This window comes from Syntrophorhabdus sp., assembly GCA_012719415.1.
In the GTDB taxonomy this organism is placed as follows: domain Bacteria; phylum Desulfobacterota; class Syntrophorhabdia; order Syntrophorhabdales; family Syntrophorhabdaceae; genus Delta-02.
The window spans coordinates 16,023-29,231 of the sequence record JAAYAK010000067.1; the positions used below are offsets into that span (position 1 = coordinate 16,023).

Sequence of the window (13,209 nt, forward strand, 5' to 3'; positions counted from 1 at the left end):
TGTGATCTTTGATCAAACCTTGCCGCGCGTCCGGGTCTTGAGCCCTCTGTTTTAAGCCCGCGCCCGCGGTTATCGTTATATTCTCATGTATATTACTATGGATATATATCATTGGATATAACGGCGAGTCAACATCTAAATGCGCAAACCGCGCGTTCCCCCGGGAGAAAAAGGGTGTCGAACGTTCTTCTAAGAGAATATAGCCTGACTGGAGATCATGAAACGGAGGTGCTGCCGATTGCGGTGCTCGAACATATGCCGAATGGCCGCGAAGATCGAGGGTTCAGCGGCCCTGCACTATACCTGCATCCTTCCTGGCGGTGTCCGTCTCTTCGTCGCGCGGGGCTTCGTGACCGACATAGACGATCTGGTTGCAACAGACCGCGATGTACCTGCTCCCGAAGGGGATGACCTTCACTTCCTTTCCGCAATGGGGACATTTCTTCGTGGCCACGCGTTCTCCCTCTTGATATTGTTTGTGGGCCTGATGTCTTGCAGAACCAAGAACCAATCTACCACGGATCACAGGAGGACATGCTGCCGTTTTAATAACCAGAAAATATGGGTATCGTTACCATATAAAGGGGACTACCCCTGCCGGGACCCCATTTGAAAAGACCGGCCCACCTGGTGTACATTGTTCCTAAATCCGGCTCCTTATGACGGGGCCATCGCAGGCAGGTGATCCCGATGGTCGATCTCGACAGGGTCTATGAAAAGGAGGGACCGGCGGTTATCCGCCGGGTGGACGGGGATCCCGTGTCCTTTGTCCATCGCTGGCGCTCCGACTCCGACAGGGAGATCGCCGGTCTCATCGCGGCGCAGTTCGCCTACGGGAGGATCGGGGTCTTCATGGGCTTCCTCGAGAGGCTTTTCGCGCTGATGGACAGGGGACCCGACCGCTTTGTCAGGAATGGTGCGTGGGAGGGGCTGAAAGGTCTGTACTACCGCTTCCAGAAGGAGGATGACCTGATCCTCTTCTTCGAGGTGCTTCGCCGGATCGTCGGCGATCACGGGTCCCTCGGCGCCATGTTCCGTTCCTTTTACGAGGGCGATACCCGGCGGGCGATCTGGCGCATCCGTGATGTTTACCTTCCCGGCGACGACAGGCTCACCTTCTTTTTCCCCAGGCCCTCGACGGGGGCGCAGAAGCGCTGGAACATGTTTCTCCGGTGGATGGTGAGAAAGGATGGGGTCGATATCGGCATCTGGGATTTCATCGATCCCGCGGACCTCACCATACCCCTCGATACGCACATCTACAAGGTGGGAAGATGCCTCGGCTGGACGAGGCAGAAGACGCCTTCTTACCGGGCGGCCCGGGAGGTGACGGAGGCGCTCAGGCGCTATTGCCCAAGAGACCCCCTGAAATACGACTTCTTCCTCTGCCACGGCATCGGCATCGGTGCGGGGTGCACGGGGAAGAGAAGCGAAAGATGCAGGGAAAGGTGTGCTGTCCATGAGGTTTAGGATCGTAAGCCTGGGGTGTCCCAAGAACCTTGTCGAATCGGAATACATAGCGGCCAGGTTGTGTTCGGCGGGGCACACGATCGGTGACGACGGCGACACGATCGTTATCAACACCTGCGCATTCATCGCCGAGGCGGCGCGCGAGTCCATCGAAGCCGTCCTTGAGGCCGCCCGCGAGCCGGGCAGAAGGGTCGTTGTCACGGGGTGTCTCGTCGAACGATACCGCGACGAGCTTGCCAGGCTTCTTCCCGAGGTGGATGCCTTCGTGGGAAGGTCCCGGTACGGCGAGATAGAACGCATCATTGGCGAGAACGGGGTGTACCTCGGGCAGGGTGGTTTTTCGGAGACCTTTCCCCGGCAGGTGCTGACGAAGCCGCCGACGGCGTACCTCAAGATACAGGAGGGCTGCGACAACCGCTGCCACTATTGCACCATACCGGCAATCCGCGGGGGTTTGACGTCGAAGGCCGAAAAGGACGTGCTCAAGGAGTTCCGCTGGCTTCTCGACGAGGGCTACCGGGAGATCAACATCATCGGCCAGGACATCACGTCCTACGGGAAGGACGCCGGCCGGGGCCCCGGCCTCACCGGGCTTCTCGCCTCCCTCCTCAAGGAAAGGGGGGATTGGTACGTGCGGCTCCTCTATATGCATCCAAAAGGGATCACGGAGGAGCTTGTCGAGCTCATGGGAAGCGACGCGCGGGTGATACCCTACCTCGATGTTCCCATCCAGCATTCCGAGGACCGTATCCTTTCCCTCATGGGCAGGGGACACACGAAGGCCTACCTCGAAGGGACGCTCGCGATGATGAGGCGGCGCCTGCCCGGGGCGGCGCTCCGCACGTCCATCATCGTCGGGTTCCCGACGGAGACGGAAGAAGAGTTCGACGCCCTCCTCGCCTTCGTGAGCCGCCATCAGTTCGACATGCTTGGCGCCTTCATGTACTCCAGGGAAGAGGGCACGGTGGCGCACAAGCTGAAAGGGCAGATACGGAAAGGGGTGAAGCGCGACCGTTACCTCAGACTCATGGAGATGCAGAAGGAGATATCCCGCGCCCGTCTGTCGGGCCTTCTGGGCAAGACGGTGAAGGTCGTCGTGGAGGACGTCGAGGCGAGCCCAAAGGTGGGCAGAATGCTCACCCAGGCGCCCGACATCGACGGGGTCGCCTTCGTGAACGGCTCCTGTGCCGAAGGAGACATACGCGAAGGAAAGGTCGTGAAAACACTTGATTATGACGTCGTTGTGGAAGTATAGAAATATATCGCCAATTGACCGAGGATAAAATGGAACCGACAAATGAACTCTATGCCGTGCGCAAGGAGAAGGAAAAAAGCCTGAAGGAACAGGGCATCGATACCTATCCCCAGGACAGGGGTCCCTACACGACGACAAGGGACGTGGAGGAAAGATTCGGGTCGCTGAGCGCCGAGGACCTGGAAAAGAGCGAGGAACGCGTCGCCATCGCGGGCCGCGTCATGGCCTTCCGCGATTTCGGCAAGAGCGCCTTCATCCACGTGCAGGACAGGAAGGGGAAGATCCAGGCCTACATCCGCAAGGACGTCCTGAAGAGCCCCGCTTACGATATATTCAAGAAGTTCGACATCTGCGACATCGTCGGTCTTGAAGGCAAGGTCTTCAAGACAAAGACAGGGGAACTGACGGTGCTCGCCGACAGCATGAAGCTCCTCACCAAGTCCCTGCGCCCCTTGCCCGAGAAATGGCATGGGCTCAAGGACGTCGAGGAGCGTTACCGCAAGCGCTACCTCGACCTTATCGTCAACGAGAAGGTGCGGGACGTCTTCACAACGCGGGCACGGATCATCAATTACATCAGGCGCTATTTCATCGAGCGCGATTTCATCGAGGTGGAAACGCCCATGATGCAGGTCATCCCCGGCGGCGCCACGGCCAAGCCCTTTGTCACCCACCACAACGCCATGGGCATGGACCTCTTCCTCCGGATAGCACCGGAGCTCTACCTCAAGCGCCTTGTCGTCGGAGGTTTCGAGCGCGTCTTCGAGATCAACAGGAACTTCCGCAACGAGGGCATCTCGGTGCGCCACAACCCGGAGTTCACCATGCTCGAATACTATCAGGCCTACGCCACCTACGAGGACCTCATGGCTCTCACGGAGGACATGGTATCGTCGCTGGTGAAGGAGATCTTCGGGACCTATACCATTGCATACAATGAGCAGCAGATAGACTTCACCCCGCCCTGGCGGAAGATCACCATGGCCGAGGCGATGGCGGAATACGGCAATTTCGACCTCTCCGCCCTTAACGACCCGGTCCGCCTTGCCGCGTACGCGAAGGAGCTCGAGATCGAGGGGGCCGAGAAGGAATCGAAGGGCAAGCTCATCACCGAGATATTCGAGGAGCTCTGTGAAAAGAAGCTCATCCAGCCCACCTTCATAACCCAATACCCCATAGAGGTCTCTCCCCTGGCGAAGAGAAACGCGTCGAATCCCGACATCACGGAACGCTTCGAGCTTTACATATCGGGCATGGAGATAGCGAACGGGTTTAACGAGCTCAACGACCCCGAGGACCAGCGCGAGCGCTTCGAGTTCCAGATAGCGCAGAAGGAAGAGGGGGCGACCCTCGATGACGACTACATCACAGCCCTCGAATACGGCCTTCCCCCGACCGCCGGAGAGGGGATCGGCATAGACAGGCTGACGATGCTGCTCACGGACAGCGCGTCGATACGGGAAGTTATCCTTTTTCCGTTGCTGAGACCGTAGAAAGACACAAAGACATATCTCTCGCCCGTTCGTCGCCAAGGCTCCTCACTTGAGACCGCGGAGGACGCGAAGAGAGGGAAAAAGAGAGAAAAGAGGCCGCCAAATCCTGGAGCCTTCCAGAATTTGGCGGCATTCTCGCACCCCGCGCGCGGGGTGGAGAAACACATGGAACGGGATTGTCAATGCGCGTTCCGTTGCGCAGGGAGGCCGTTGTGGATATCGATAGGCGGGGGTTTATCAAGTATGGGGTTGTCGGGATGGGGGCTGCGGCGCTTCTCGGATCGGGGGTGGGTGTGTCGAGTGCTCGTCCGGTGCCGGAGGGTGACGCGGGGGACGGAGGGTTTGTGAAGCCTTCGGGGAAAGAGGCGTATATCGCGGAGCGTTCGCTCTCGTGGTGGATCGAACGGTTCAAGCTTCCTTTACACATCTACTCCGCCGATGCCATAGCCCGGAACGTGAGGTCCTTCAAGAAGGTCTTCCGGGACCTCTACCCCAAAGGCCACGTGCGGTTTGCGGCGAAGGCATGCGCCCATCCGGCGGTGTTCCGGATCGTCCTCAAGGAGGGGGCGGGGATCGATGTTGCCTCCTATTACGAGACACGGTGCGCCCTCGAGGCGGGGGCCCCTCCGGCGGAGCTCGACCTCAACGGGAACTGTAAGGAGGACTTTCTCATCGCCCGCGCCATCGAGACGGACATGCTCATCGTGGCGGACAGCATCGAGGAGTTCCAGATCGTCTCCGAAATGGCGAAGAAAATGGGGAAGAGCCCGCGGGTCGTCATGAGGCTGAGCGGGTTCGAACTCAGTCACGTCACGGCGGAGGCCGTCTTCACCGCGGGCAGGTGGACGAAGTTCGGGGCCTGCCTTGATGACATGCCCCAATTCCTGAAGACCCTGAACAGCCACCCCCATGTCCGTTTCCTCGGTTTTCACACCCATATCGGCTCCCAGATCGCCGACCTTGCGCCCTACCTCGGCGTGCTGGGCAGGATGATCGAACTCGGCCACCTGCTCACGAAGACGGGCAGGAAGTGCGAGATCATCAACATTGGAGGCGGTTTCCCCCTGTCTTACGTGACGAAGGAGGAATGGGACACGTTTCTGGAGAGGGTGAAAAACGGCTACCTCGCGTCGCAGAAGGGGGACATGAGCCGTGTCTTCATATGGAACAATCGCACGGGCGGTTTCGAGCGCCGGCCCGACGGCTCGATCGATGCCTCGCGGTGGAATGACGACACCTTCTACACCCCTTATCCGAAGGAGAGGATGGTGGAGGCCATACTGAGAGGCAAGGTGCCCGTCGGCGGGAGAGATGTCGATACCGTTCGTGCCCTCAAGGACCTGGGAGAGCCCGCTCTCGTCATCGAACCCGGCCGCGGCATCGTGGGAGACTCGGCCGTCACCCTCGCCCGGGTGTCGCAGGTGAGGAGGATCGGGGAATGGCACAACCTCGTGAGCCTCGAGATGGGCGTCACCAGCTTTGGAGAGGCCCTCGTGTACATGCCCGTCAACCGCTGGGAGATAATCAATGACCGTGACCGCCGGGATCCCGAGCCCTTCGAGGCCTTCGTCGCCGGCAACCTCTGTTTCTCCGGGGACATGCTGGCGAAGTACAAGGTGTCCCTCCAGAGACGGCCGGTCCGGGGAGACGTCGTGCTCATCCACGACACGGGCTCCTACGGCCCCCAGTTCTTCGCGTCCAACGCGAACTCCTTTCCCCGCCCCGCCCGCGTCCTCGTTCAGGCCGACGGCAAGCTGACGGTGATGAGACAGCGGGACAGGTACAACGACATCTTTTCCCTGTGAGGATGCCGACGCCCTCCATCCACGTTCGGGGCCTCGAGATCTGTCCGCCCCTTCTTCAGGCTCCCATGGCGGGGCTCACCCACAGCGCCCTCAGGCAGATCGTCTCGGGATTCGGCGGGGCCGGCCTTTTCTCCACGGAAATGCTCCTCGCCAGGAGACTGCCCACAGAGAACCCCGGTATATCCCCCTACCTTGTCAGGACGGCCCGGGAGAAACCCCTGTCCTATCAGCTCCTCGTTTCCGGGGACATGGATGTCGGCCCGGCCATGGACAAGCTTCACGACCTTGGGGCCGACGCGGTCGACCTCAACATGGGATGTCCCGACTGGTCCGTGGGGAGATCGGGCGCAGGGTTTGCCTTGATGGAGAATCCGGAAAGCGCGCGGCTCCTGGTAAGGGCGGCAAGATCAAGGACGGGCCTGCCGCTCACGGCGAAGATACGTCTCGGCGTCGGGCTCGACGAGCCCCGCCTGAAAGACTTCTGCACCATGCTCGAGGGCGAGGGCATCGACCTGCTTTCCGTCCACGCCCGGCTGAAGAAGGAACCCTTTGCCAGAAGGCCGCGATGGGAATGGGTTCTCAGGATAAAGGAATGGCTCGCCATCCCCGTCATCGCCAACGGGGGAGTATTCACGGTGGAGGACGCGAAGGACTGCCTGCGCGTCTCGGGCGCCGACGGGCTCATGCTGGGTCGTGGCGCGATCGTCAGGCCCTGGCTCTTCGCGGAGATCGCCCGCGAGGTCTATGGCTGCGACATCGCCGCGCCCCGCGTATCTTTGCCCCTGCTGTACGACAGGTTCACGAGCCTCATAAAAGAGCTTTTTCCGCCCGAGCGCCGGCTCGGCAGGCTCAAGGAGTTCACCCACTATTTTGCCGGGAACTACACCTTCGGCCACCAGCTCAGCTCACGCGTCCAGGGCAGCCGCACCATGACACAGGCCGAAGAAAGGGCCGCCGATTTCTTTCAGAAGAATCCCGAGGAGGGAATAACCAATTCACCAAATTCCAATGACCAGATAAACAGACAATAACCAACAACCAAGAAACGATACAGGCAGTCCGTTGCGCCCTTCCCTTTGTTCAATTGGTCATTGGTTAATTGGTCATTTTCTTTTTCATTTTCCCTTCCTTCCCTTTTCCCCCTCCTTGTGGTAAGACATTAGCACTTTCATGGACTACGAGACCACAATTGGGCTGCGGTACCTGCGTTCGAAGCGCAAGGAGGCGTTCATCTCCTTCACCACGTGGATATCCGTTGTGGGCATCGCCATCGGCGTCATGGCCATCATCGTGGTCATCGCCGTCATGACAGGCTTCCAGGACGAGATCAGGGCGCGCATCCTCGGCATCAACCCCCATATCCTCGTCCTCGACGTGAACGGCGAGATCCGTAACCCCGGCGAGGTCGTGGCAAAGGTCAAAAAGGTGGACGGCGTGGTGGAGGCCTTCCCCTTCACGGCCTTCCAGGCGATGGCCCAGAACGGCAAGCAGTTCTCCGGCGTCGCCGTGAAGGGGATCGACCCGGGAGACGCGAAGTACATGTCGAAGCTGGTGAAGGAAGGCTCCATCGACGTGTTGCGGAGAAAGGGCAGCGTCCTTATGGGGAAGGAACTGGCGAAGCACCTGGGGCTCTTCGTGGGCGACAGCTTCACCATCATGGTCCCCTTCGGGGGTTTCTCTCCCATGGGCTCCATGCCGGAGACGGTGCGGGGCCGGGTGGGCGGCATCTTTGAGACGGGGATGTACGAGATCGACAACACCCTCGTCGTCATGGCTCTTGCCGACGTGGAATCCGCCATGGGGGTGGGGGCGACGGGCATCGAGGTCAAGCTTGTCGACGAATACCGGGCGGTCGACCTCAAGTGGACGATCCTCAAGGCACTGGGGCGGGACTACTTCGCGAAGACATGGATCGAGATGAACCGGAACCTCTTCTCGGCCTTGAAGCTCGAGAAGCTGGCGATGTTCATCATCCTCGCCCTCATCATCCTCGTGGCGAGCTTCAACATCATCAGCTCGCTCATCATGACCGTCATGGAGAAGAAGAAGGACATCGCCATACTGAAGTCCATCGGCGCGAAGAAGCGGAGCATCATGAAGATCTTCATGATGGAAGGGATCACCATCGGCGTCGTCGGCGCCCTCTTCGGCTCGTTGACCGGGTACTTCCTCTGCTGGATCATCAAGAGCACGAAGCTCATCCGGCTCCCCGAGGACGTCTATTACATAACCACCCTGCCCGCGAAGATAAGCATCGTCGATGTGGCGCTCATCGCCCTCGTCACGACGGTCATATGCGTTCTTTCAACGATCTATCCTTCCTACAAGGCGGCGAAGATCGACCCCGTGGAGACCCTGCGCTATGAGTGATCACATCATCGAGGTCTCGGGGCTGAAAAGGTCCTTCCAGAAGGACGGCATCGTGATCGATGTCCTGAAAGGCGTGGATTTCACCGCGGACAAAGGAGAGTTCATCACCATCATGGGCCCCTCCGGTGCCGGCAAGAGCACCTTCCTCCACATCATCGGCACCCTGGACAAACCGACGGAAGGGAAGGTTCTCTTCGACGGCAAGGACATCATGACCTTCAACGAGGACGACCAGAGCCGGTTCCGCAACGAGAAGGTGGGGTTCATCTTCCAGTTCTACCACCTCCTGCAGGACCTCAACGTCATCGAGAACGTCATGATGCCGCTCCTCATACGGCGCATGAAGCCCGCTGAGGCCGAAGCGAAGGCGCGCGTCTTCCTCGAGACCGTTGAGCTCACCCACCGACTGAACCACCGACCCGGGGAACTCTCCGGCGGCGAACAGCAACGCGTGGCTGTCGCCCGGGCGCTCATCAACGAACCTGAAGTGATCCTCGCCGACGAACCAACGGGCAACCTCGACAGAAAAACAGGCCGCGAAGTCATGCGCCAGATCCTCACCATCCAGAAGAACATCTCCGCAACCCTCATCCTCGTGACCCACGACCCCGAGATCGGCGCGGTCGGCGAACGCAAGCTCACGATGGTGGACGGCGAACTCTTTACCGATCACTCCTGAAACGAAAGGCAAAGACTTATCTCACGCCCGCTTCGCTAGAGTTCGCGGAGATCTCAGAGAGAGACAAAAAGAGAGAGAAGATTGCCGCCGGATCTCGGAGCCTGCCAAAATCCGGCGGCCTTCTCGCACCCCGCATGCGCGGGGTGAGGAGGGAGCAACATGCGTGCTCTGTATTCGGGATGTGGAGACGGTAGCAGCTTTCTTGTGCGATTTCTTGCCAGAATGCTCCGTATGATTTGTCATTAATGGGGGATAGAGTTCTAATTGATCCGGTCTTCGAGGCCAGCCGCTTTCAAGATTGACAGAAGGGTTCCTTTTGGGAGGTCTTTTCTATGGAAGGGGACAACGACTCGTTTGCCCGTATCCTTGTTGTAATAGATCCTGTGGGAACCGGTCTGGTGATCGAGAACGAAACCGTTCTGAATGAGCTTCTTGATCAGTTTGTCGGGGGTGAGCGACGGGGCCTTAGGCATATTTCAGCGTAAGTACGGCTTCCACGGTATCCGAGTCATCAGGGAGCTCTTCCCCATGTTTCTGCAGGCTCTCGAGATATCCCTTGATGGCATCCTTGATCATCTCTCGTGCCTCTTTGATGTCCTCGCCATAGGAGATGCAACCGGGCAGCGAAGGGACCGTCGCTGTATAGCCGCCCTCGGGCTCGGGTCTGAAGACAACCCTGAAAGAAAGTTCCCTCGATTTCATTCTGTCTCACCTCTTCTGTGCCGCAGTCTGCAGGTACAGTATATCAGATGGAACCTTTATTTCAACCCATGTCGCCCACGTTGAACGCCTCAAGCCATCACTTCCGACTCTTCTTTCCGTTCTAACGGCTCCAACCGTCTTTTTAGAAGTGCACCAGCGGTGGTTTGCCTATGGGGTAGACGTTGAAGCCGATGTCGTGGAGGAGCCTGTGGTTGAGGATGTTGCGGCCGTCGAAGATGAAGGCCGGTTTGGCCATTGAGTCGTAGATGCGCTTGTAGTCGAGTTCGGTGTAGAGCTTCCATTCCGTCATGATCGCGATGGCGTCGCAGCCGCGGGCGGCGGTGTAGGGGTCGGGCTCGTAGGTGATCCCGTCGAGGTCGGCAAGGTCGACTTTCGCGTTGCTGAGGGCCTTGGGGTCGGTGATGACGAGGTCGGCCTTTTCCTCGACGAGCCTTCGCGCTATGGTGAATGCCGGGGTTTCGCGGGTGTCGCCGGTGTCGGCCTTGAAGGCGAAGCCGAAGAGGCAGACCCGCTTTCCCGCCAGGGTGTTGAACATGGCGCTCAGGATACCGAGGATGAAGCGCTCCTTCTGGTATTCGTTGATGTCGACGACGCTCTCCCAGTAATCGGCGACGTCGTCGAGGCCATAGGACCGGCATATGTAGGCGAGGTTCAGGATGTCCTTCTTGAAGCAGGAGCCGCCGAAGCCCACGCTGGCGTTGAGGAACTTGGGTCCCAGGCGGCTGTCGAGACCGATCGCCCGCGACACCTCGGCCACGTCGGCCTCCGTCTTCTCGCACAGCGCCGAGACGGCGTTTATGGAGGATATCCTCTGGGCGAGGAAGGCGTTGGCGACGAGTTTCGAGAGCTCGCTGCTCCATATGTTGCTCTCGATGATCTTCTCCCGCGGCACCCAGTTGAGGTAGATATCGACGACGGCCTTGCGCGCCTCTATCCCGCTCGGTGTCTCCCGGGAACCTATGAGGACGCGGTCGGGGAACTCGAGGTCCCGCACAGCCGTCCCTTCCGCCAGGAACTCCGGGTTGGAGAGGACATCGAAACTTATATTGCCGTCCTTGGACGTGAGGATCCGCTCCATGGCGAGGGCCGTCTTGACGGGGATGGTGCATTTCTCGACGACGATCTTCGGGGACTCGGAGGCCTCCCGTATCTGCCGCGCGGTCTTCTCCCAGTACTGGAGGTCAGCCGCCTTGCCCGCCCCGGCGCCGAAGGTCTTCGTGGGAGTGTTCACCCCGACGAAGATGATCTCCGATTCCCTGATGCCTTTGTCGATGTCGGTCTCGAAGAAGAGGTTCTTCCCTCGCGTTGCCCCTATGATCTCATCGAGCCCCGGCTCATACACCGGCAGATCATCGGAGTTCCAGCGGGCGATCTTCTCATGATTGATATCGACCACGGTGACCCTGTACTGCGGGCACTTATAGGCGATCATGGCCATCGTCGGCCCGCCGACATAACCGGCACCTATGCAGAGTATGTTCTTACGCTCCAAGAAGACCCTCCATCCTGAGTTTTTCACTATTCTATCACAAACAAAGGGTCCGTGCCACGCGGAAAGGGGGTAACGTCCTACCCCCATCCTCAACCTGCCCCGCCGGACACGGATTCGGCTCATCGGGAACAACTGAGGTCAGGTTGGTCCCATGACCATGCCATCCCCGCCATCCACCCCCTAGAATGGTACACGCCTCAACCAAGTAACTTCTTCGCGGATGGACCGTGAGACCCCGTCCAACATGGCGGTAGCCCGCTTCAGGTCAGAATGACCGGCGACGGTCCCTGCGCGCAATTCATACCAGTTAAGGGGGTATTCATTCGTGTGCTATGCCGGCTCCGTCCTCTATCGCCGTTTCGTGTGGTTCGTCATCTGTGCCTTTCTCTTCAGCTCGACACCCAATGTGGAGCTGGCGGTGTCGGGTCTGGGGGACCTCATGCTCCGCCTCGTCGTGTCGGAGGTCCTGGCCGCTGAGGCCGAAGGGGTGACGGACGAGGTACGGCCTGCCGTGAAGGAGACGGCGGGCACCGGCGAGAACACCGCAGGCGAGGACGGGAAGACCACGTCCGAAGCCGAGCCCGCACCCGCCACGGTGTCCGCGTCATCATCGGAGGGCAGCGGCAGCGCCATTGCCGGTCCCTTACCCCCCACCGTCGAGATATCCCAGTTCTCCGGGGCGGCGTCCATCACGGTCCCCATCGAGGTCCCCCCGGGCCGGATGAACATGGCGCCCCGGCTCTCCCTCACCTACAACAGCTACCTCGGTAACGGATGGATGGGCGTGGGGTGGAACCTCGACATGGGGTCCATCCAGAGGTCCACGAAGAGGGGTGTGAACTACAGCGCCCACGACTTCGTGGCGTCCATAGGCGGCTCCATGGCGGAACTGACCCCCCGCGGCGACTGGGGTTCCGGTTACTACGGGGCGACCGTGGAGGGTGCCCTCTCGAAGTACCGCTACAACTCTTCCACCGGCGGCTGGGAGGTAACCTCCCGGGACGGGACGAAGTACTACTATGGCTCCACCCCCGCCTCCCGTCAGGACTTCGACGGAGGCAGCCATGTCTTCAAGTGGTGCCTCGACAGGGTGGTGGACGTCCACGGGAACTACATGATTGTCGTGTACGCGAAGGACCAGGGGGAGATATACCTCAACTCCATCTTCTACACGGGGAACGAGAAAACGGGCCTTGCCCCGACCGTTGCGGTCCGGTTCCCTCTCGAGAGCAGACCCGATGCGCCGCCGCTCTATGCCGCCAATCGCCCGGTCACGACGGCGTACCGGCTGAGCAGCATAGACATCTATGTCAACAACGCCCTGCAGAAGAGCTACGTCATGAAGGGGAACTATGCGACGAGCAGCACTACGGGCCGATCCCTTCTCACCTCCGTGACACAGTATGGTAAGGATGGGACAAGCAGCCTGCCGGGAACGGAGTTCATCTGGCATCAGGGCGCCCCCGGGTGGACCATGATCGGCGGGACGAGCTCGTTCAGCCTGGCGGAAGGATATACGGACGCCAACCGGTATCCCATCTTCACCGGCGACTTCAACGGGGATGGGAAGATGGATGTGGGACGTGTCCATGGCAGCGGCGTCGCCTTCATGCTCTCCGATGGTAACGGAGGATGGGTCCCCATGGCGGGCATAGCGAACCTGTCTCCCACGCATGGCTACACGAACGCGGACACTTTCCCCATGGTCATCGGCGACTTCAACGGGGATGGAAAGACGGACGTGGGACGCGTCCACGGATCCGGCGTCGCCGTCGCCCTCTCCACCGGCACCGGGTGGACGTGGATGAACGGCCTGCCGTCCTTCGGTCCCTCCCAGGGGTGCACCAGCGCCAGCATATACCCCATCTTCACCGGCGACTTCAACGGGGATGGAAAGATGGATGTGGGACGTGTCCATGGCA

12 protein-coding genes are annotated in these 13,209 nt (G+C 59.9%); 8 read left to right on the forward strand and 4 right to left on the reverse strand.

The window, feature by feature from the left end:
• Positions 1 to 283: 283 nt before the first annotated feature.
• Positions 284 to 454, reverse strand: coding sequence for a hypothetical protein (locus GXX82_03975; protein ID NLT22184.1), 171 nt, complete (start codon positions 452 to 454; stop codon positions 284 to 286).
• Positions 455 to 690: 236 nt separating this feature from the next.
• On the opposite strand from GXX82_03975, the gene GXX82_03980 reads away from it, so the two are divergent.
• The 7 genes from GXX82_03980 to GXX82_04010 all read left to right on the forward strand — a co-directional run bounded on the left by GXX82_03980 (position 691) and on the right by GXX82_04010 (position 9,072).
• Positions 691 to 1,470 carry a TIGR02757 family protein gene (locus GXX82_03980; GenBank protein NLT22185.1) on the forward strand — a complete coding sequence of 260 codons (780 nt, stop codon included), beginning with the start codon at positions 691 to 693 and terminating at the stop codon, positions 1,468 to 1,470.
• Complete coding sequence (gene rimO, locus GXX82_03985; protein ID NLT22186.1) at positions 1,460 to 2,725, forward strand: 30S ribosomal protein S12 methylthiotransferase RimO; 1,266 nt, start codon at positions 1,460 to 1,462, stop codon at positions 2,723 to 2,725. Before GXX82_03980 ends, rimO begins: the two co-directional genes overlap by 11 nt.
• A gap of 29 nt (positions 2,726 to 2,754) precedes the next feature.
• The gene (gene lysS, locus GXX82_03990; protein NLT22187.1) at positions 2,755 to 4,218 is read left to right on the forward strand and encodes a lysine--tRNA ligase; all 1,464 of its coding nucleotides are present in this window, start codon (positions 2,755 to 2,757) and stop codon (positions 4,216 to 4,218) included.
• Positions 4,219 to 4,430: 212 nt separating this feature from the next.
• Positions 4,431 to 6,023, forward strand: a complete 1,593-nt coding sequence (locus tag GXX82_03995; protein NLT22188.1) for a decarboxylase — start codon at positions 4,431 to 4,433, stop codon at positions 6,021 to 6,023.
• A gap of 2 nt (positions 6,024 to 6,025) precedes the next feature.
• A complete protein-coding gene (locus GXX82_04000; GenBank protein ID NLT22189.1) occupies positions 6,026 to 7,054 on the forward strand; it encodes a tRNA-dihydrouridine synthase family protein in 1,029 nt (342 codons plus the stop codon).
• 139 nt (positions 7,055 to 7,193) lie between these two features.
• The gene (locus GXX82_04005) at positions 7,194 to 8,393 is read left to right on the forward strand and encodes a lipoprotein-releasing ABC transporter permease subunit (protein NLT22190.1); all 1,200 of its coding nucleotides are present in this window, start codon (positions 7,194 to 7,196) and stop codon (positions 8,391 to 8,393) included.
• Positions 8,386 to 9,072: an ABC transporter ATP-binding protein gene (locus GXX82_04010; protein NLT22191.1), complete on the forward strand. Its 687-nt coding sequence runs from the start codon at positions 8,386 to 8,388 to the stop codon at positions 9,070 to 9,072. Before GXX82_04005 ends, GXX82_04010 begins: the two co-directional genes overlap by 8 nt.
• A gap of 260 nt (positions 9,073 to 9,332) precedes the next feature.
• Here GXX82_04010 and GXX82_04015 read toward each other — a convergent pair whose 3' ends face one another.
• From GXX82_04015 to GXX82_04025, 3 genes are all read right to left on the reverse strand, one after another.
• Positions 9,333 to 9,545 (reverse strand): addiction module toxin, HicA family, encoded by a 213-nt coding sequence (locus GXX82_04015; GenBank protein ID NLT22192.1) that lies wholly within the window; start codon positions 9,543 to 9,545, stop codon positions 9,333 to 9,335.
• Positions 9,538 to 9,774, reverse strand: a complete 237-nt coding sequence (locus GXX82_04020; protein NLT22193.1) for a type II toxin-antitoxin system HicB family antitoxin — start codon at positions 9,772 to 9,774, stop codon at positions 9,538 to 9,540. Before GXX82_04020 ends, GXX82_04015 begins: the two co-directional genes overlap by 8 nt.
• A 142-nt stretch (positions 9,775 to 9,916) precedes the next feature.
• Positions 9,917 to 11,374 carry a nucleotide sugar dehydrogenase gene (locus GXX82_04025; protein NLT22194.1) on the reverse strand — a complete coding sequence of 486 codons (1,458 nt, stop codon included), beginning with the start codon at positions 11,372 to 11,374 and terminating at the stop codon, positions 9,917 to 9,919.
• Positions 11,375 to 11,612: 238 nt separating this feature from the next.
• On the opposite strand from GXX82_04025, the gene GXX82_04030 reads away from it, so the two are divergent.
• Positions 11,613 to 13,209, forward strand: a 1,597-nt coding sequence (locus GXX82_04030; protein ID NLT22195.1) for a hypothetical protein, incomplete at its 3' end; no start/stop codon positions are given.

Bases quoted from the DNA above. Each gene is read 5' to 3' on its own strand.
- GXX82_04020 (NLT22193.1), bottom strand. From the start codon at position 9,774: ATGAAATCGAGGGAACTTTCTTTCAGGGTTGTCTTCAGACCCGAGCCC.
- GXX82_04000 (NLT22189.1), top strand. From the start codon at position 6,026: ATGCCGACGCCCTCCATCCACGTTCGGGGCCTCGAGATCTGTCCGCCC.
- lysS (NLT22187.1), top strand. From the start codon at position 2,755: ATGGAACCGACAAATGAACTCTATGCCGTGCGCAAGGAGAAGGAAAAA.
- GXX82_04025 (NLT22194.1), bottom strand. From the start codon at position 11,374: ATGGGGGTAGGACGTTACCCCCTTTCCGCGTGGCACGGACCCTTTGTT.
- GXX82_03980 (NLT22185.1), top strand. From the start codon at position 691: ATGGTCGATCTCGACAGGGTCTATGAAAAGGAGGGACCGGCGGTTATC.
- GXX82_04005 (NLT22190.1), top strand. From the start codon at position 7,194: ATGGACTACGAGACCACAATTGGGCTGCGGTACCTGCGTTCGAAGCGC.
- rimO (NLT22186.1), top strand. From the start codon at position 1,460: ATGAGGTTTAGGATCGTAAGCCTGGGGTGTCCCAAGAACCTTGTCGAA.
- GXX82_04015 (NLT22192.1), bottom strand. From the start codon at position 9,545: ATGCCTAAGGCCCCGTCGCTCACCCCCGACAAACTGATCAAGAAGCTC.
- GXX82_04010 (NLT22191.1), top strand. From the start codon at position 8,386: ATGAGTGATCACATCATCGAGGTCTCGGGGCTGAAAAGGTCCTTCCAG.